The sequence below is a fragment of the Lentzea sp. DG1S-22 genome (assembly GCF_036321065.1).
GTDB classification, from domain to species: Bacteria; Actinomycetota; Actinomycetes; order Mycobacteriales; family Pseudonocardiaceae; genus Lentzea; species Lentzea jiangxiensis.
Map to the genome: position 1 here is coordinate 6,530,517 of NZ_CP143276.1, position 15,603 is coordinate 6,546,119.

A 15,603-nucleotide genomic window follows, 5' to 3' on the forward strand; every position below is an offset into this window, starting at 1 on the left:
GACCCGGAGGCGCAACCGTGCACAAGCACTTCAACGGGTTGAAGACGGCCGTGCTGCTCGGCGGGATGAGCGCGCTGATCGTGCTGGTCAGCAGCTTGTTCGGGCGAACGGCACTGGTCATCGGCCTGGTGCTGGCCTTGGGCGTGAACGCCTACGCGTACTTCAACTCGGACAAGCTCGCGCTGCGGGCGATGCGGGCGCGGCCCGTGTCGCAGGTGGAGCAACCCGTGCTCTTCGCGATCGTGCGGGAGCTGTCGCAGAAGGCCCGCCAGCCCATGCCCAGGCTGTACCTGAGCCCGACGGTGGCCCCCAACGCGTTCGCGACGGGCCGCAACCCCCGCAACGCCGCCGTGTGCTGCACCACGGGCATTCTCGACCTGCTCGACGAACGCGAACTGCGCGCCGTGCTCGGCCACGAGCTCGCGCACGTCTACAACCGCGACATCCTGATCAGCTGCGTCGCCGGCGCGCTGGCGGGCGTGATCACGATGCTCGCGAACCTGGCCCTGTTCGCCGGGATCTTCGGCGGCAGCGACGACGACGAGGGCCCCGGCCCGCTCGGCCTGCTGCTGATCGCGTTGCTCGGCCCGGTCGCGGCCACGGTCGTGCGCCTGGCCGTGAGCCGCTCCCGCGAGTTCCAGGCCGACCAGTCCGGTGCCGAGCTCACCGGCGACCCGCTGGCGCTGGCCTCGGCGCTGCGCAAGATCGAGCAGGGGACGCGGGCGGCGCCGCTCGCACCGGAGCCGGAGGTGGTGTCGCAGAGCCACCTGATGATCGCGAACCCGTTCCGCTCCGGGGAGCAGTTCGCGAAGTGGTTCTCGACCCACCCGCCGATCGCCGACCGCATCCGCAGGCTCGAGGAGATGGCCCGGCGCTAGCGGATCGCCTGCGCCACGGCCATGAGGTACTCGCCGTACCCGGACTTGCCGAGCTTCTCGCCGAGCGCGTAGCACTCCTGCGCGGAGATGAAGCCCATGCGCAGTGCGATCTCCTCGGGACACGCGATGCGCACGCCGGTCCGGTGCTCCAGCACCTGCACGAACTGCGCGGCCTCGAGCATCGAGTCGTGCGTGCCGGTGTCGAGCCACGCGAAGCCGCGGCTGAGGTCCACCAGGTGCGCACGACCCTCGCGCAGGTACGCGAGGTTGACGTCGGTGATCTCCAGTTCGCCGCGCGGCGACGGCTTGAGGCCGCGCGCGATGTCCACCACGCCGTTGTCGTAGAAGTAGAGCCCGGTGATCGCCCGGTTCGACTTCGGCTCCTTCGGCTTCTCCTCGATGGACAGCAGCTTCCCGGTCGCGTCGACCTCGCCCACGCCGTACCGCTCGGGGTCCTTCACCTGGTACCCGAACAGCACGCACCCGTCCAAAGTGGACGCGTGGTGCTGCAGCGTCGTGGAGAAGCCCTGGCCGTAGAAGATGTTGTCGCCCAGCACCAGCGCCACGTCGTCGTCCCCGACGAAGCCGGCGCCGATGACGAACGCCTCCGCGAGCCCGTTCGGCGCGGCCTGCTCCGCGTACTCGAACGACATGCCCCACTGCGACCCGTCGCCGAGCAACCGCCGGAACAGCGGTAGGTCGACCGGCGTGGAGATGATCAGCACTTCCCGGATGCCGGCCAGCATGAGCACCGACAGCGGGTAGTAGATCATCGGCTTGTCGTACACCGGCAGCAGCTGCTTGGAGACGGCCTGCGTGATCGGGTGCAGGCGCGTCCCGCTGCCACCGGCGAGGACGATCCCCTTCACCGGTAGTTGGTGAACTGGAGGGCGATGCCGAAATCGGAGCCCTTGAGCAGCGCGATGACCTCCTGCAGGTGGTCCTTCTTCTTGCCCGACACCCGCAGCTGGTCGCCCTGGATCTGCGCCTGGACGCCCTTGGGCGCCTCCTCGCGGATCTTCTTGGCGATCTCCTTGGCCTTCTCGGAAGTGATGCCCTGCACGAGGTTCCCCGTGACCTTGAACACCTTTCCGGACACAGCCGGCTCGCCCACCTCGAACGCCTTCATCGAGATGTTGCGCTTGACCAGCTTCTCCTGGAAGACGTCGATCGCCGCCTTGCAGCGCTCCTCGGTCTCCGAGGTGAAGGTGATCGCCTCCTCGCCGGCCCAGGCCACTGTGGTGCCGGTCCCGCGGAAGTCGAAGCGGGTGCTCAGCTCCTTGGCCGCCTGGTTGAGCGCGTTGTCGACCTCCTGCCGGTCCACCTTGCTCACCACGTCGAACGACGGGTCCGCCACGACTTCACTCCTCCACGATCTCGGGGTCACAGCCAGCGTCGATGCTACTGGGGTACCCCGATTTGGGGCCTCCCGAAGGGGTTATGTATTGTTCTGCCCGCACCGTTACGACGGTGTGGGGCGGGTTGCCCGAGCGGCCAATGGGAGCGGACTGTAAATCCGTCGCGAAAGCTACAGAGGTTCGAATCCTCTACCCGCCACATCGAAAGGTCCCTGTGACCAGCGCGAGCTGAGTCACAGGGACCTTTCTGTCGTGCGCGGTCGATTTCGGCGTTCTCCGACTCCGCGTTGACCCCTTACGTGACGCGGAAGACCGGCCAGCCGATCTCGGTGCGCCACTCGGCGGGATCGCTCGAGTCACGAGGGCCGACGACGTAGACCTCCCGCACCGGCCCGGCCACCGACATCGCGTTCTCCACCACCCAGGTCCCGAGTGCGCCGTACGTGACCTCGATGCCGTCGTGCTCGCCGACGTGGGTGGTGACGGCCAGTTCCGCGGCCGGGAGGGTTGCGGGGTGCACGCGTCCGGTGCGAGGCGGCGCGGCGGTCGGCAGGTAGACGAGCGCGTGACCGCGCTCCTGCTCGAAGAGGGCGTTGTCGTAGTTGCCGCCCGGTGGTCCGGTCACGGTGGCGCCGACGGCCGCCTCCAACTCGGCCATCGCGCCCGCGTACCAGGTCGTGATGTCGCTGCTTGCGACCACGGCCTCCACCGCCGCGACGGTCCGGGCCGGCTCCGCGCGCAGTTCGACGTCGATCGGCGCGGGGTCGGGCCGGAGCAGGCGCCGCAGCGACACGACCGCGGCCCGCGTGCGGTCGAGCACGTCCTCGAGGCGTTGCAGGTGGTCCGCGACCAGGGCCGCCCGGACGTCCGGGTCGGGGGTCCGCAGGATTCGCTGCACGTCGCTCAGGGGGACGTCGAGCTCGCGGAGCCGGTGGATGACCTGCGCGGTCGGGATCTGGTCGACGCCGTAGTAGCGGTAGCCGGAGTTCTCGTCCACCACGGCGGGTTCCAGCAGGGCCGCCTCGTGGTACCGGCGCAGGGTCCGCACGCTCAGGTGGGTCAGGCGCGAGAACTCCCCGATGGTCAACATCCGTTCATTGTGGACTCTCTCCCCGGGGGAGGGTCCACGGCTTGACCCTCCCGCGTCGCGAGGCCGCACGGTGGGCTCATGACACAGCACACCGACCTCCCGTCCGATCTGCTCCCGACCACCGTGCGCGAGTTCCTCGCCGCCCACGTCGTCCGCGACGCCGACACCGCCTCGTCGTTCCTCACCGAGGACGCGGTGGTCGTCGACCAGGACGAGACCTTCCGCGGCAGGGAGGAGGTCCACGCGTTCCTGCGGGACGCCGGGTCCGAGTTCGAGTACACGACCGAGCAGATCGGTGCCCGCCGCGTCGACGACGACCACTGGGTGGTGACCGTGCGGATCGAGGGCACCTTCCCGGGCGGAGTCGCCGAGCTCGACTACCGGTTCGCGCTGCGGGACGACCTCGTCGCCGAACTCGTCATCGCCAACCACACGGCCTGACCGAAGCCGTGCCACACCGATCTTCAGCGGAGGAACGAATGTCCGGTTCGGACCGCGATCGTCTCGACGGTCGCCGGGCGCTGGTCACGGGCGGGTCGAAGGGCTCGGGCAAGGCCGTCGCGGAGCGGCTGCGGGAGATGGGCGCTGACGTCTACGTGACGGCGCGAACGATGCCCGACGGGTACGAGCACCCCGACCGGTTCATCGAAGCGGACGTGACGACGGTCGAGGGCACCACCGCGGTGGCCGCTCGGATCGCCGAGGCCGGCGGCGCGCTCGACATCCTGGTGCACGTCGTCGGAGGTGCTTCGACGCCGCCCGGTGGGTTCGCGGTCATCACCGATGACCAGTGGCTCACCGAGCTGAACCTCAACTTCCTGGGAGCGGTGCGGCTCGACCGCGCCCTTCTCCCGGCGATGGTCGAGTCCGGGGCGGGCGTGGTGCTGCACTTCACCTCGATCCAGCGGGAACTGCCCCTGTACGACGCGTCCCTGGCGTACGCGGCGGCGAAGGCCGCTCTGCGCACGTACAGCAAGGGACTCGCCAACGAGCTCGCGCCGCGCGGCGTGCGGGTCAACGCGATCAGCCCCGGCGGGATCGAGACCGAGGCCTACGAGAGGTTCGTGGACCGGATCGCCGAGGGCAACGGACTCACGCGTGAGGCGGCCAAGCAGACCATCTTCGACTCCTTGGGAGGCGTGCCCCTGGGGCGGTTCGCGCAGACCGAGGAGATCGCGGACCTGGTGGGGTTCCTGGTCTCGGACCGCGCCTCGGCGATCGTGGGCGCCGAGTACGTGATCGACGGCGGGACCGTTCCGACCGTCTGAGCCGGGAGCCGGTTCCGGGCAAGCCACTCACGAGCGACCAGCACGGAGAACACATGACCACGCGAGTCGCGGACCGGTCCTCCACCCAGCCGGTCGGACCGCCACCGCCCTTCGACCCGGAGCTCGCTCCCGTCGTCGAGGTGCTGACCAGCCTGCGGCCCCCGACGCGTACCGCCCGGACAACATCGTCGAGATGCGCGAGCCCGTTCCCGGGGTGGAGACCCCCGACCGACTTTCCCGGTGAGGCGCTGAGCCGGGCGCGTGACCCGTGATCAAGTGCTGGTCCGGGAGCGGATCGCGCAACCGTGCCGGTAGGCTCCGCAGGACCAGGCCAAACGTGGTGGGCGCGGCGATCTCTGGAGAGTTCTCCACCCGCCACGCGAGCCGATGGGCCTCTGACCGACAAGGTCAGAGGCCCATCGTCGTACATCGGCTGTTGTTGCGGAGGGGGACGCTGTGCGCACGCAGATGGCGACGGAGGCGGGACGGACGACCGCGCCGAGCGAGGACCGGGCGCTCGTCGGGCCGAACCTGCTCGCCGTGCTCGACGGCGTGACGGCCGAGCCGGAAACCGGCTGCGAGCACGGTGTCGGCTGGTTCGCCGACCAGCTCGCCGCGGAGATCTTGCGCTTCGCCCACCTCGACCCGTCCGCGGCGCTCACCGAGGCCGTCCGGCAGGCCGCCGATCTGCACTCCGGCACGTGCGACCTCGGGCACCCGGACTCGCCGAGCGCGGCGATCGCGCTGGTGCAGATCAAGGACGACGTGCTGCGGTACCTGGTGCTCGGCGACGCCACGGTGGTGGTCGACGGCAAGCGCGAGCTGCTCGTGGTGAGCGACACGCGGTCCCGGCGCACGGCCGGCCCCCGGGTCGCCGACGTCGAACACGCGCTCACGGGTGAGGTGCCGCTGCAGGACGTGCGGAGGGTCGCGATCCTGTCCGACGGGGCGGCGCGGGCCGTGGACCTGTTCAACCTCTTCGACTGGCGTCAGGCGCTTGAGCTGATGGCGGCCAACGGGCCGGACGACCTCATCCGCAAAATGCGCGCCGTCGAGAAGGAAGACGCGAAGGCCGTGGAGTGGCCGCGCGAGAAGGTTTCCGACGACGCCACTGTCGTGTACTTCGACCGGTGACGCTCACCGCCCTCGACGACGTGGTGCGCAAGGCGTCGCACGTTCGTTTCACCGAGGTCGGCACGCCGGACGAGTTCGTCGAGGTGGGTGTCGACGACGAGCTGCGTGCGGCGCTCGCCGTGGAGTCGTCGCCGGGCGGGGTGTGCGCGTGCCGGGGCGATGTCCGGTTCGAGTTCCTCGGTGCGCGGCGGGAGGTTCTCGCCGCGGTCGTCCTCCACCACGGCATCACCCTCGCCTGGAACGGGTGGCACGGCCACGCGGTGCTCTCCGACGGGGAGGCGCTGCGAGCCTGGCTCCGGCGGCGCGACACCGCGCGGCCGGCCGACGAGGACTGGGTCGCCGCGATCCCGCCGGCGTTGCGAGGGCTGACCCGGCGGATGCTCCGTCCCGTGCGGTGGACGGCCGGGTCGCGTCTGCTCGCCCAGGCCCGCACGCTGCTCGGCGCCGTCGATCCGGTGACCGGAACGCTGCAACTGCTGGCGTGGCGCGGGTCCGGCGGGGCCCAGCACGCGGAGATCCCGGCACTGCTCCTGCTCGCCGTGCCGCTCTCGAAGATCGGCACCGCGTTGAAGGACCCGCGCGCGGACGAACGGCACTACGCGGGTGCCGTCCGGCACCTCCTCGGCGCGGACGGGAGAGAGCGGTCCGACGCCGGCCGGTTGCCCCGGTCCGTCCGGATGCGGCTCGCCGACGCCGCGGGGGAGATCCCGGAGTGGGCGGAACCCCTGCTGCGCAAGGCTTAGTGCCGGGGCGCCGGCTCCACCCCACGACGGCGCGCGATCGCCCGCATGTTCTCCTCGCCCCAGTCGCCCAACGGCAGCAGCGCCTCGTTCAGCCGCACGCCGAGTGGCGTCAGCGAGTACTCGACGCGGGGTGGCACCTCGTGGAACACCTCGCGGTGCACGATCTCGTCCGCCTCCATCTCGCGCAGCACCTGGATGAGCATCTTCTCGCTGATGCCGGACACGGACCGCCGCAGTTCGCCCGTGCGCATCGGGCCGTGGTGCAGCGCCCAGAGGATCAGGGCCTTCCATCGGCCGCCGATGACGTCGATCGCCGCGTCGAGTCCGCAGGCGTAACTTCGTGGCTTCATCAGGATCCTTACCAAAAGGTGGGTACCTGACAAAATAGTAGGTACTTGTCGAGAAGTCAGTGTCGGAACGAGCATTTCCGGCATGGGGATCAAGAAGACCGTGAGCGTGCTCGGCCTGGGGCGGATGGGCAGCGCGCTCGCCAAAGCCCTCGTCGCCAAGGGCTACGAGGTGACCGTGTGGAACCGGTCCGAGGACAAGCCGACGCCGCCGAACACCACGCGTGTCAGCACGCCGGAAGAGGCGTTCAAGAGCGATGTCGTGGTCACGTGCCTGTCCACGTACGAAGCTCAGCAGCCGTTGCTCACCAACGACATCAAGACGCTCGTCAACCTGACGTCCGGAACGCCGGAGCAGGCCAGGAACACCGCTCAGTGGGCCGAGGCCAACGGCGTCGAGTACGTGGACGGCGTGATCATGGCGGTGCCGCAGCAGATCGGCACGCCGCAGGCGCGGATCCTGTTCAGCGGCAACGAGAACCACCACGTGCTCGACGCGTTCGGCGAGCCGGTGCACGTGGGGGAGGACGCCGGGCTGGCCGCGCTGCACGACCTGGCGCTGCTCGGGCTCATGTGGGCCATGTTCGGCGGTTACCTGCAGGCGGTCGCGTTGATGGGCAGCGCGGGCATCGCGCCCGAGAGGTTCACGCCGATGGCCGTGAGCTGGCTGAACGAGATGTCCACCCTCCTGCCCGAGATGGGCGAGGAGACGCAGAGCAGGCAGTACGAGACCGAGGTGTCCGCTTTGGACATCAACGTGGCCGGGCTGCGGATGCTCACCGAGGCCGGCCGGGAGCAGGGGCTCGACACCACCCTCCCGCAGGCCCTGCACGACCTGTTCGAACGCGCCCAGCGCAACGGCCACGGCGCGCACAGCATCGCGAGTGTCATCGAGGAGATCCGCAAGTGAAGTACCTGGGGAAGAAGGCCGTCGTCACGGGCGGCACGCACGGCATGGGCCGCGCGACCGTGGAGATGCTCGTCGAGAACGGCGTCGACGTCGTGCTGACCGGCCGCACCGCGGAGCAGGCCGAGGGGCTCAAGGCCCACGCGATCGCCTCCGACGCGACGGACCTCGGCGACATCGCCAGGCTCAGGTCCGAGGTGGAGCACCGGTTCCAGGACGTCGACCTGCTGTTCGTCAACGTCGGCTTCTCCACCCTCACGCCGTTCGACCAGGCGAGCGAGGCCGACTACGACCGCACGTTCGACGTGAACACCAAGGGCGCGTTCTTCACCGCCCAGCACCTGGCGCCGCTGGTCAAGGAGGGCGGCTCGATCGTCTTCACGACGAGCGTCGCCACGGTTCTCGGCTCGCCCGGCCTGAGCGTCTACGCGGGGGCGAAGGCGGCGGTGCGGGCGTTCGCGCGGGGGCTCGCGGCCGAGCTGGCGCCGCGGAACGTCCGGGTCAACGTCGTCAGCCCCGGCTTCATCGACACGCCGTCGATGGGCGTCTCGGGTGTGCCGCGGGAGGTGCTCGAGCAGTTCAAGGAGGAGGGCGACCGCATCACGCCGCTCAAGCGCCACGGCACGATGGACGAGGTGGCGAGCGCCGTGCTGTTCCTCGCCTTCGAGGCCACCTTCACGACCGGTGCCGAGCTCGCGGTCGACGGCGGTCTCGGCCAGGGGGTCAGCGCGTAGGGAAGATCTTCGGAGAACCTGTCACACCTCTGTCGCCCGCCGGGTCGAGAGAGCGGAAGACGAAGAGACGACAGGGAGAACGACGATGAGGATCGCCAACCCGATCATGTCCGTGCCCGGCGCGATGAAGGCACTGCTGGACCTGTCCGAGGCCGCGGCCGCCACGGGCCTCGACGGGAACTACGTGGAGCTGATCTGCCTGCGCGTCAGCATCATGAACGGCTGCGGCACGTGCATCGACTACCACACCAAGTTGTTGCGCAAGGCGAACGTGGCGGACGAGAAGGTCTACGCCGTCGCGGGCTGGCGGGACGTGCCGTACTACACCGACGCCGAGAAGGCCGGATTCGCTCTCGCGGAGCAGATCACGCGCGTGCACGTGAGCGACGAAGTCTGGGACGAGGCGGCGAAGCACTACTCCGACGAACAGCTCGCGGGTCTCGTGATCGCGATCGGCGCCATCAACTTCTGGAACCGGATGAACGTCGCAACCGGACAGAAGGTCGCCTGAGGAAGAGCGAGGCCGGCGCGCAAGAGCTTCCTCTCTCTTGCGTGCCGGCCTCAGCGCGCAGCATACCTCATGTCGAACAAATGTTCGATCATCAGGTGATCGGCGCGCCGGTCAGCTGGCGGCGAGTGCCGCCCGGCCGTCGTCGGTCAGTTCCGCGCCGACGCGCAGGCCGAAGCTCGTCGGCCGCGAGGGTCGCAGCAGTCCCGCGTGCACGAGGTCGTGTGTCGCCATCTGGTCGCAGCAGGGGAGTCCGTCGACGTAGAGCTCGGGCTCCACGCCGCCTGTCACCTCGGCGCGTCCTGCGGCGACAGCCCGCAGCATCGCTCTCGCTCTTCCGCTGAGTTCCATCTCGACCCCCCAGGAGTGGTGTCCGAATCGCTTGCCCCTTTGTCGAATTAGAGGCCGGATTCGTTCCACAAGTACGGGTTCGTTCGGCTTCTTCCCGTGTGCGAACGGCTGGATCATGTCTCATTAGGCCGTTCGGGGAGCGCAGACACGCCGGGGGACGAGCGCAGCGCGGGGCGGCGGACCCACACCGTCCACCGCGGGCGGTAGCCGTGCGAGTACCAGAACGGCGTCGAGCGGGGGTTCGCCAGGGCGTGGTGGAGCAGGGTCGACGCCACTCCGGCGCGGTCGAGGACGTCGTGCGCGTGTGCCGTCAGGGCACTCCCGGCGCCTGTGCCCCGTGCGTCCGGCCGAACACCCAGGTGTGCCAAGTACGCGAACGGCCGCGCGGAGGCGAACCGCTCCATCCACCCCGCGTGCTCCGGCATGTCGACGTAGAGCATGCCGACGGGCGCGTCGCCGTGGAGCGCGAGCCACATCGCCTCGTGGTCGCGGTCGAGCACCTCGGCGAGCGCGGTCCTCAGGTGCTCCGCGGTGTTCGCGCGCTCGGTCACCATGCCGAACGCGGAGTCGTACCGGACCGTGTGCAGGTTCAGCTCGACCGCCACGTCCAGGTCGGCCCTCGTCGCCGGGCGCAGGCGCACCTCGGCCGGCCGCGACGGCACCGGCGTCCCGGCGCGGCGCTCGGCGATCACGGTGAGCGGGGCGAAGCCGTGGCGGAGCAAGGGCGGGGTCTCGGAGACCTCGTGGCTCGGCACCGTCACGAGCGCGGCGGTGTCGGGGTCGTCGAGGCCCGTCAGCCGGGCCTCCCACTCGTCGAGCAACGCGGGCAGGTCGCAGCCCGGCTGCCAGGTGAGCCTGTGCGTGCGCAACGGCCCCCACGTCGCCGCCAGGGAGTCCTGACCGGTTTCGGTGAAGGAGAAGATCTCGGTCACGCCCCATCTGAGCATGGCAGGGTCGGCCGTGTGGAGATCTTCGTCGTGGATGCGTTCACCGGCAGGCCCTTCGCGGGCAACCCCGCCGGGGTCGTCCTCCTGACCGAGCCGCGCGACGACGCCTGGATGCAGCGGGTCGCCGCCGAGATGAAGCACGCCGAAACCGCGTTCGTCACCCCGGACAACCACCTCCGCTGGTTCACGCCGGAGGTCGAGGTGGACCTCTGCGGGCACGCCACGCTCGCCACCGCGCACGTGCTGGGCGGGGACCAGGAGTTCACCACGCGTAGCGGGGTGCTCACATGCGCAAACGACGATGGGTGGGTGCGGATGGACTTCCCGGCGGACCCCCCAGAGTTGACTGACCCGCCAATCGGTCTAGCGGAAGCGCTGCCACATGCGACGATCAAGTCCGTGGCGCGCGGTCGCTTCGACTTCCTGGTGGAGCTGGAGAGCGCCGCGGAAGTCCGCTCCGTGCGACCCGACGTCCAAGGACTGGCACAAATCCAGTCACGCGGAGTGATCGTGACGGCCGTCGGCGACGGGGAGGCGGACATCGTCAGCCGGTGCTTCTACCCGGCCGTCGGCGTCCCGGAGGACCCCGTCACCGGTTCGGCCCACTGCACGCTTGCGTCCTATTGGGTGCCTCGGCTCCAGCGCGCTGACCTGCTCGCGGAGCAGGCGTCGCCGCGCGGGGGCTTCGTCAGGGCGACCCTCGGCCAAGATCGCGTGCTGCTCGCGGGGCAGGCCGTGACGGTGCTTCGGGGACGCCTGAACGTCTAATCACGTCTGGGTGAATCGATGTCACCAAACGTGCTCGACCTGCCATTTCGTACCCCGAGAGGGGTACATTGGTGCCCCTGGAGGGGTCCTGATCGCGAAGTGCGGGACCCCTCAGTCACGCCCAGAGGTTCCCCCACAGCAGGCCGACGAGGAGGCTGGATGTCCGACCGAGCGTCGGCCCCCGTGTCGGACTCGGCCGCCTGGTCGGCCAAGTCGACCAACCGCGCGTTCAGCGCGTTCGCCATCACCCTCCTGGTGGCCGGCGTCGTCTGCGCGGGCATGGTCGCGGCGTGGCTCCCGGAGAAGGAGAACACCTCCCTCTTCTGGATCGGCCCCCTCCTCGTCGTCGGCTTCCTGCTGGCGGAACAGCTCGCGATCAACGTCGACGTCCGCAGCGGCGTCGCGTGGACGATCTCCTTCACCGAGATCCCGCTGGTCCTGGGCCTGCTGGTCGCCCCGTTCGAGATAGTGCTCGCCGCGCACGTGGTCGCGGGCGTGGGCACGTTGCTCGGCAGGCGGATCCTCGACCGCGCCGTCTACAACGCGGGCCTGATGTTCATGGAGATCTCCGTGGCCTTCGCGGCCGCGGAGGCGGTGAACCGGATGATCGGCGCCGGTGGCCCGTTCTGGGCGGGCGCCTTCGTCGGCACGATCACCGTGCCGCTCCTCGCGAGCGTGCTCGGCCTCTGCGCGTTGCGCCTCATGGGCAAGTCGATGCGCGTGGGCAACAGCGTCCGTCTCGTGCTGCAGACGCTCGTCGTGGCGCTGCTGAACACCTCGGCCGGCCTCGTCGGCTTCCAGATCGTCTCCACCACCGAGTGGGGCGGCGTCCTCATCTTCCTGGTGCTCGCGGGCATCGTGGCCACCTACCTCGCCTACTCCGGGCTCCTGCGCGAGCAGCGCGACCTCGAGGCGCTGAGCGAGGTCAGCCTGCGCGTCGCGAGGTCGGGACAGCACGGCACCGGCCCCCGCCAGCCCGACGACGACCTCACGACGGGCGTCGAAGAGGACGAGTGGCAGCTCATCGCGGAACGCATCCGCGAGCAGCTCAACGCCAACAGGGTCGTGCTGCGCCTGCGCACCGACCCGCAGGAAGCCATGATCACCCTCGTCGCCGGCGAACCGCTGCCGGAGGAGATGACGGCGACGGACCCGCGTGCCGTGCGCGAGGACCCCGTTCTCCAGCTGCCCGGCACGCACGTCCGCTACTACCGCGTGGCCGACGCGACCGAGGACATCACCGAGGCCCTGCTGCGCCGCGACGCCCAGGAGGCGCTCGTCGTCCCGTTGCGCGGCGCCACCCAGCTGCTCGGCGCCGTCGAGGCCCACGACCGGCTGTCCCGCTGGCGCGGTTTCGGCAAGGCCGACATCCAGCTGCTGCGGACCCTGGCCTCGCACCTCGCGACGGCCGTCGACAACCGCCGCCTGCTCGCCAGGCTGCGCCACGACGCCTACCACGACCCGCTGACCGGCCTGCTGAACCGGCCGGGCTTCCGCGAGGCCTGCGCCGAGCCGTTGCGCGAGTCCCGGGGCGGGGTGGTGCTGCGCATAGACCTCGACATCCTGTCGACCGTGTCCGACGCGCTGGGCCAGGCCTGGGGCAACCGGATGGTGGTCGCGGCCGGACGCAGGCTGCGCGACGCCCTCGGCGCCGACGTGCCGCTCGCACGCCTGGAGGGCGGCGCGTTCGCCGCCTACCTCGACGACGACCGCGCCGCCACGGCCCGCGAGATCGCCGAACGCCTGCGCGCCGGCCTGTCGGTGCCGTACCCGGTCGACCGGCTCACCGTCGAGGCCTCCGCGGTCGTCGGCTACGCGTCGAAGGCGGACTCCGAGACCGAGGACCCGGACCCCGACGTGTTGCTGCAACGCGCGGATGTCGCCGTGCGCGCAACGTCCGAGGGCACGCCCGTGAAGGCCTACGCGCCGTCGATGGGCCACCTGTTCCTGCGCCGCTTCCAGCTCGTCACGCAGTTCCGCCAGGCCGTCGAGACCGGCCAGATCTCGGTGCACTACCAGCCGAAGGTCGCCCTGCCGTCACGTCAGGTCGTGGGCGCGGAGGCCCTGGTGCGCTGGACGCACCCGGAGTTCGGCCGCGTCGACCCGGACGAGTTCGTGCCGGCCGTCGAGGCCACCGGGCTCGTGGACGTGCTGACCGACTTCGTGATGGACCGGGCGCTGGAACGCGTGCGCCGCTGGCTCGACCGCGGCCTGCGCATGTCCATCGCGGTCAACCTCTCGGTCCGCACGCTGGGCGACGAGGACTTCCCGAACCGCGTCGAGGCCGCTCTGCGCCGCCACGACGTGCCGTCGGGCCTGCTGACCTTCGAGCTCACCGAGTCGGGCGTCATGGCCGACCCCGAACGCGCCCTGCCGGTGCTGCGGCGCCTGCACGCGATCGGCGTCGTGCTGGCCGTCGACGACTTCGGCACCGGCTACTCGTCCCTGGCGTACCTGAGGCAGCTGCCGGTCGACGAGGTGAAGATCGACAAGTCGTTCGTGCTCGGGATGGGCACGGACCTCGGCGACATGGCCGTGGTCCGGTCGATCGTGGAGCTCGGGCACTCGCTCGGTCTGGTCGTCGTGGCCGAGGGCGTGGAAGACGACGCCGCGCGCGACCAGCTGGTCGGCATGGGCTGCGATGTCGCGCAGGGGTACCTGATCTCCCGGCCGCTGTCCGAGGACCGCTTCGAGGCCTGGCTGCGGGCGCGAACGGTGCAGGTCAGGGGTGCTCGAGATGAGACGGTGCTCACCTTGGTCCACTAAAGGGACCCCCGGATTTCGTTCTTGGTTGAGGCGTGTTGTAGAGTTCTACGTGTCAGCAAGAACGAAGTGCTGGCCCCTTTAGCTCAGTCGGCAGAGCGTCTCCATGGTAAGGAGAAGGTCTACGGTTCGATTCCGTAAAGGGGCTCTACAACTGGCCGCAGTGCTGAGCGCTGCGGCTTGTGTTGTGTAAAGCGGTGTAGCTCAGTTGGTAGAGCAAGCGGCTCATAATCGCTGTGTCGCCGGTTCAAGTCCGGCCACCGCTACTCAGCAGGATCTCGGGCGACCTCAGTCGCCCACCCTCGCCAGACGGTAAGCCCGGACTGGGTCCCACGGGGGTTCGCGTGCTCTCAGGAAGGCAAGGACCGTGGCTGCAACCGACGTACGCCCCAAGATCACCCTCGCGTGCGAGGAGTGCAAGCACCGGAACTACATCACCAGGAAGAACCGGCGCAACGACCCGGACCGCCTGGAGATCAAGAAGTTCTGCCCGAACTGCAAGACGCACCGCGCGCACAAGGAAACCCGCTGAGCGCGTAGCAGTCTTCGGCGAAGCCCGTCCCGCACCCCGGGGCGGGCTTCGTCGTTTCTGTGGCGTTCGAGGGGCCCTATAGGCTGCTCAGGTGCCTCTCGACCCCGCTTTCACCGGACGTAGTTATCCGCCGTCGCAGCCGTACGACGTGAGCCGCGAGAAGATCCGCGAGTTCGCCGACGCGATCGGCGCGACCAGCCCGGCCTACCGCGACGCCGAAGCCGCGAAGGCGTTGGGGCACAGGGACGTCATCGCCCCGCCGACGTTCGCGATCGTCGTGTCGATGAAGACGAACGAGACGGTCATGTTCGACCCGGAGCTGCAGCTCGACTACAGCCGCGTCGTGCACGGCGACCAGAACTTCACCCACCACCGGCCCATCACCGCGGGCGACCAGCTCGTCAGCGTGGCGCACATCGACTCCATCACGTCCCGCATGGGCAACGACATGGTGACCGTGCGGACCGAGATCAGCACGGTCGACGGCGAGCTCGTCGCCACCGCCAAGTCGATGCTCGTCGTGAGGGGACAGGACGCATGACCGTCGAAGTGGGCACCGAGCTGCCGGCGCTGTCCGTGCGCCTCACGCGAGCCGACCTGGTGCGCTACGCGGGCGCCTCGCTGGACTTCAACCCCATCCACTGGAACGAGAAGACCGCGAAGGACGTCGGCCTCCCGGACGTCATCGCGCACGGCATGCTGACGATGGCCGTGGCGTCGCGGATCGTCGCCGAGTGGGTCGGCGACCCCGGCGCGATCGTCGAGTACGGCTGCCGCTTCGGTCGGCCGGTCGTCGTGCCGAACGACGACGGGGGCGCGCTGGTCGAGGTCACCGCGAAGGTCACCAAGGACTTCGAGGACGGAACTGTGAAGGTCAACATCAACGCGGCTTTTGACGGCAAGTCGGTGTTGACGGGCGCCTTCGCCCGCGTGCGCGTCGCGTGATCTTGTGATCAAGAACACCACCGGGTCACCCGGTCCGGTGGTGTTTGCGGTGCTCACGGGATGTCCGGACCCGCGGGCGCCCTCAGTTGCACGACCCTGATTCGTGTTCTCGGCCCACGTGTGGGTAGGCTGTGCGACAGGCCGCTCGGCAGGTGATTGAGCGGTCTGGTTGGAATGGACGGGACAGCCTCCCGTACACTTCCTGCTTGGCCAGGGGATCCCGATCGGGATCCCGAAGGGGTGTAGCTCAACTGGCAGAGCAGCGGTCTCCAAAACCGCAGGTTGCAGGTTCAAGTCCTGTCGCCCCTGCTGTCGAAGCGTCATGGGTGG

Annotated in this window: 19 protein-coding genes and 4 tRNA genes; 17 read left to right on the forward strand and 6 right to left on the reverse strand. The window is 69.6% G+C overall.

Translation table 11 applies throughout. The features are described from left to right. Positions 1-17 precede the first annotated feature (17 nt). Positions 18-878 carry a zinc metalloprotease HtpX gene (htpX, locus tag V1227_RS30800; RefSeq protein ID WP_236216800.1) on the forward strand — a complete coding sequence of 287 codons (861 nt, stop codon included), beginning with the start codon at positions 18-20 and terminating at the stop codon, positions 876-878. On the opposite strand, the gene rfbA is transcribed toward htpX, so the two are convergent. After that, positions 875-1,747: a glucose-1-phosphate thymidylyltransferase RfbA gene (gene rfbA, locus V1227_RS30805; RefSeq protein WP_236216798.1), complete on the reverse strand. Its 873-nt coding sequence runs from the start codon at positions 1,745-1,747 to the stop codon at positions 875-877. The two genes, htpX and rfbA, sit on opposite strands and share 4 nt — an antisense overlap. Then, on the reverse strand, positions 1,744-2,235 hold the full coding sequence (locus V1227_RS30810; protein ID WP_236216797.1) for a YajQ family cyclic di-GMP-binding protein: 492 nt from the start codon (positions 2,233-2,235) through the stop codon (positions 1,744-1,746). Before V1227_RS30810 ends, rfbA begins: the two co-directional genes overlap by 4 nt. Before the next feature lie 119 nt (positions 2,236-2,354). Here V1227_RS30810 and V1227_RS30815 point away from each other — a divergent pair. Continuing rightward, positions 2,355-2,435 (forward strand) — tRNA-Tyr (locus V1227_RS30815). A 96-nt stretch (positions 2,436-2,531) separates the two neighbouring features. Here V1227_RS30815 and V1227_RS30820 read toward each other — a convergent pair. Further along, complete coding sequence (locus tag V1227_RS30820; RefSeq protein ID WP_329788828.1) at positions 2,532-3,326, reverse strand: MerR family transcriptional regulator; 795 nt, start codon at positions 3,324-3,326, stop codon at positions 2,532-2,534. A gap of 78 nt (positions 3,327-3,404) precedes the next feature. On the opposite strand from V1227_RS30820, the gene V1227_RS30825 reads away from it, so the two are divergent. The 4 genes from V1227_RS30825 (at position 3,405) to V1227_RS30840 (ending at position 6,471) form a co-directional block, all read left to right on the forward strand. Further along, complete coding sequence (locus V1227_RS30825; RefSeq protein WP_329788829.1) at positions 3,405-3,767, forward strand: nuclear transport factor 2 family protein; 363 nt, start codon at positions 3,405-3,407, stop codon at positions 3,765-3,767. A gap of 38 nt (positions 3,768-3,805) precedes the next feature. Then, the gene (locus tag V1227_RS30830; RefSeq protein ID WP_329788830.1) at positions 3,806-4,594 is read left to right on the forward strand and encodes an SDR family oxidoreductase; all 789 of its coding nucleotides are present in this window, start codon (positions 3,806-3,808) and stop codon (positions 4,592-4,594) included. Between the two features lie 456 nt (positions 4,595-5,050). Beyond that, the gene (locus tag V1227_RS30835; protein ID WP_329788831.1) at positions 5,051-5,728 is read left to right on the forward strand and encodes a protein phosphatase 2C domain-containing protein; all 678 of its coding nucleotides are present in this window, start codon (positions 5,051-5,053) and stop codon (positions 5,726-5,728) included. Further along, entirely contained in the window at positions 5,725-6,471 is a 747-nt protein-coding gene (locus V1227_RS30840) for a hypothetical protein (RefSeq protein WP_329788832.1), read from the forward strand. Before V1227_RS30835 ends, V1227_RS30840 begins: the two co-directional genes overlap by 4 nt. Here the strand turns inward: V1227_RS30840 and V1227_RS30845 are convergent. Beyond that, the gene (locus V1227_RS30845; protein WP_329788833.1) at positions 6,468-6,821 is read right to left on the reverse strand and encodes a winged helix-turn-helix transcriptional regulator; all 354 of its coding nucleotides are present in this window, start codon (positions 6,819-6,821) and stop codon (positions 6,468-6,470) included. The genes V1227_RS30840 and V1227_RS30845 overlap by 4 nt on opposite strands. Positions 6,822-6,903: 82 nt before the next feature. Between V1227_RS30845 and V1227_RS30850 the strand changes: the two genes are divergently transcribed. The 3 genes from V1227_RS30850 (at position 6,904) to V1227_RS30860 (ending at position 8,970) form a co-directional block, all read left to right on the forward strand. After that, entirely contained in the window at positions 6,904-7,728 is an 825-nt protein-coding gene (locus V1227_RS30850) for an NAD(P)-dependent oxidoreductase (RefSeq protein WP_329788834.1), read from the forward strand. Beyond that, a complete protein-coding gene (locus V1227_RS30855) occupies positions 7,725-8,459 on the forward strand; it encodes an SDR family NAD(P)-dependent oxidoreductase (protein WP_329788835.1) in 735 nt (244 codons plus the stop codon). Before V1227_RS30850 ends, V1227_RS30855 begins: the two co-directional genes overlap by 4 nt. 85 nt (positions 8,460-8,544) lie before the next feature. After that, a complete protein-coding gene (locus V1227_RS30860) occupies positions 8,545-8,970 on the forward strand; it encodes a carboxymuconolactone decarboxylase family protein (protein WP_329788836.1) in 426 nt (141 codons plus the stop codon). Between the two features lie 111 nt (positions 8,971-9,081). Here the strand turns inward: V1227_RS30860 and V1227_RS30865 are convergent, their stop codons facing one another. Together V1227_RS30865 and V1227_RS30870 are read right to left on the reverse strand one after the other, a co-directional pair. Next, positions 9,082-9,291 carry a hypothetical protein gene (locus V1227_RS30865; RefSeq protein WP_236216773.1) on the reverse strand — a complete coding sequence of 70 codons (210 nt, stop codon included), beginning with the start codon at positions 9,289-9,291 and terminating at the stop codon, positions 9,082-9,084. Positions 9,292-9,431: 140 nt separating this feature from the next. Next, complete coding sequence (locus V1227_RS30870; protein ID WP_329788837.1) at positions 9,432-10,250, reverse strand: GNAT family N-acetyltransferase; 819 nt, start codon at positions 10,248-10,250, stop codon at positions 9,432-9,434. Positions 10,251-10,280: 30 nt separating this feature from the next. Here V1227_RS30870 and V1227_RS30875 point away from each other — a divergent pair, with 30 nt between their 5' ends. From V1227_RS30875 to V1227_RS30910, 8 genes are all read left to right on the forward strand, one after another. Further along, on the forward strand, positions 10,281-11,033 hold the full coding sequence (locus V1227_RS30875; RefSeq protein WP_329788838.1) for a PhzF family phenazine biosynthesis protein: 753 nt from the start codon (positions 10,281-10,283) through the stop codon (positions 11,031-11,033). Between the two features lie 159 nt (positions 11,034-11,192). After that, positions 11,193-13,799: a putative bifunctional diguanylate cyclase/phosphodiesterase gene (locus V1227_RS30880; RefSeq protein ID WP_329788839.1), complete on the forward strand. Its 2,607-nt coding sequence runs from the start codon at positions 11,193-11,195 to the stop codon at positions 13,797-13,799. 72 nt (positions 13,800-13,871) lie between these two features. Further along, positions 13,872-13,944 (forward strand) — tRNA-Thr (locus tag V1227_RS30885). A gap of 45 nt (positions 13,945-13,989) precedes the next feature. Continuing rightward, positions 13,990-14,062: transfer RNA gene (locus V1227_RS30890), tRNA-Met, on the forward strand. 101 nt (positions 14,063-14,163) lie between these two features. Then, a complete protein-coding gene (rpmG, locus tag V1227_RS30895; protein ID WP_015105301.1) occupies positions 14,164-14,328 on the forward strand; it encodes a 50S ribosomal protein L33 in 165 nt (54 codons plus the stop codon). 91 nt (positions 14,329-14,419) lie between these two features. After that, positions 14,420-14,869 carry a MaoC family dehydratase N-terminal domain-containing protein gene (locus tag V1227_RS30900; protein WP_236216765.1) on the forward strand — a complete coding sequence of 150 codons (450 nt, stop codon included), beginning with the start codon at positions 14,420-14,422 and terminating at the stop codon, positions 14,867-14,869. Next, entirely contained in the window at positions 14,866-15,273 is a 408-nt protein-coding gene (locus tag V1227_RS30905) for a MaoC/PaaZ C-terminal domain-containing protein (RefSeq protein ID WP_329788840.1), read from the forward strand. The genes V1227_RS30900 and V1227_RS30905 overlap by 4 nt, the downstream gene beginning before the upstream one ends. Before the next feature lie 236 nt (positions 15,274-15,509). Further along, a tRNA-Trp gene (locus V1227_RS30910) sits at positions 15,510-15,582 on the forward strand. Positions 15,583-15,603: the final 21 nt, after the last annotated feature.

Excerpts from the sequence above, each read along its gene's own strand:
- V1227_RS30820 (WP_329788828.1), bottom strand. The coding sequence starts at position 3,326 with ATGTTGACCATCGGGGAGTTCTCGCGCCTGACCCACCTGAGCGTGCGG.
- V1227_RS30825 (WP_329788829.1), top strand. The coding sequence starts at position 3,405 with ATGACACAGCACACCGACCTCCCGTCCGATCTGCTCCCGACCACCGTG.
- V1227_RS30830 (WP_329788830.1), top strand. The coding sequence starts at position 3,806 with ATGTCCGGTTCGGACCGCGATCGTCTCGACGGTCGCCGGGCGCTGGTC.
- V1227_RS30845 (WP_329788833.1), bottom strand. The coding sequence starts at position 6,821 with ATGAAGCCACGAAGTTACGCCTGCGGACTCGACGCGGCGATCGACGTC.
- V1227_RS30850 (WP_329788834.1), top strand. The coding sequence starts at position 6,904 with ATGGGGATCAAGAAGACCGTGAGCGTGCTCGGCCTGGGGCGGATGGGC.
- V1227_RS30860 (WP_329788836.1), top strand. The coding sequence starts at position 8,545 with ATGAGGATCGCCAACCCGATCATGTCCGTGCCCGGCGCGATGAAGGCA.
- V1227_RS30865 (WP_236216773.1), bottom strand. The coding sequence starts at position 9,291 with ATGCTGCGGGCTGTCGCCGCAGGACGCGCCGAGGTGACAGGCGGCGTG.
- V1227_RS30880 (WP_329788839.1), top strand. The coding sequence starts at position 11,193 with ATGTCCGACCGAGCGTCGGCCCCCGTGTCGGACTCGGCCGCCTGGTCG.
- V1227_RS30905 (WP_329788840.1), top strand. The coding sequence starts at position 14,866 with ATGACCGTCGAAGTGGGCACCGAGCTGCCGGCGCTGTCCGTGCGCCTC.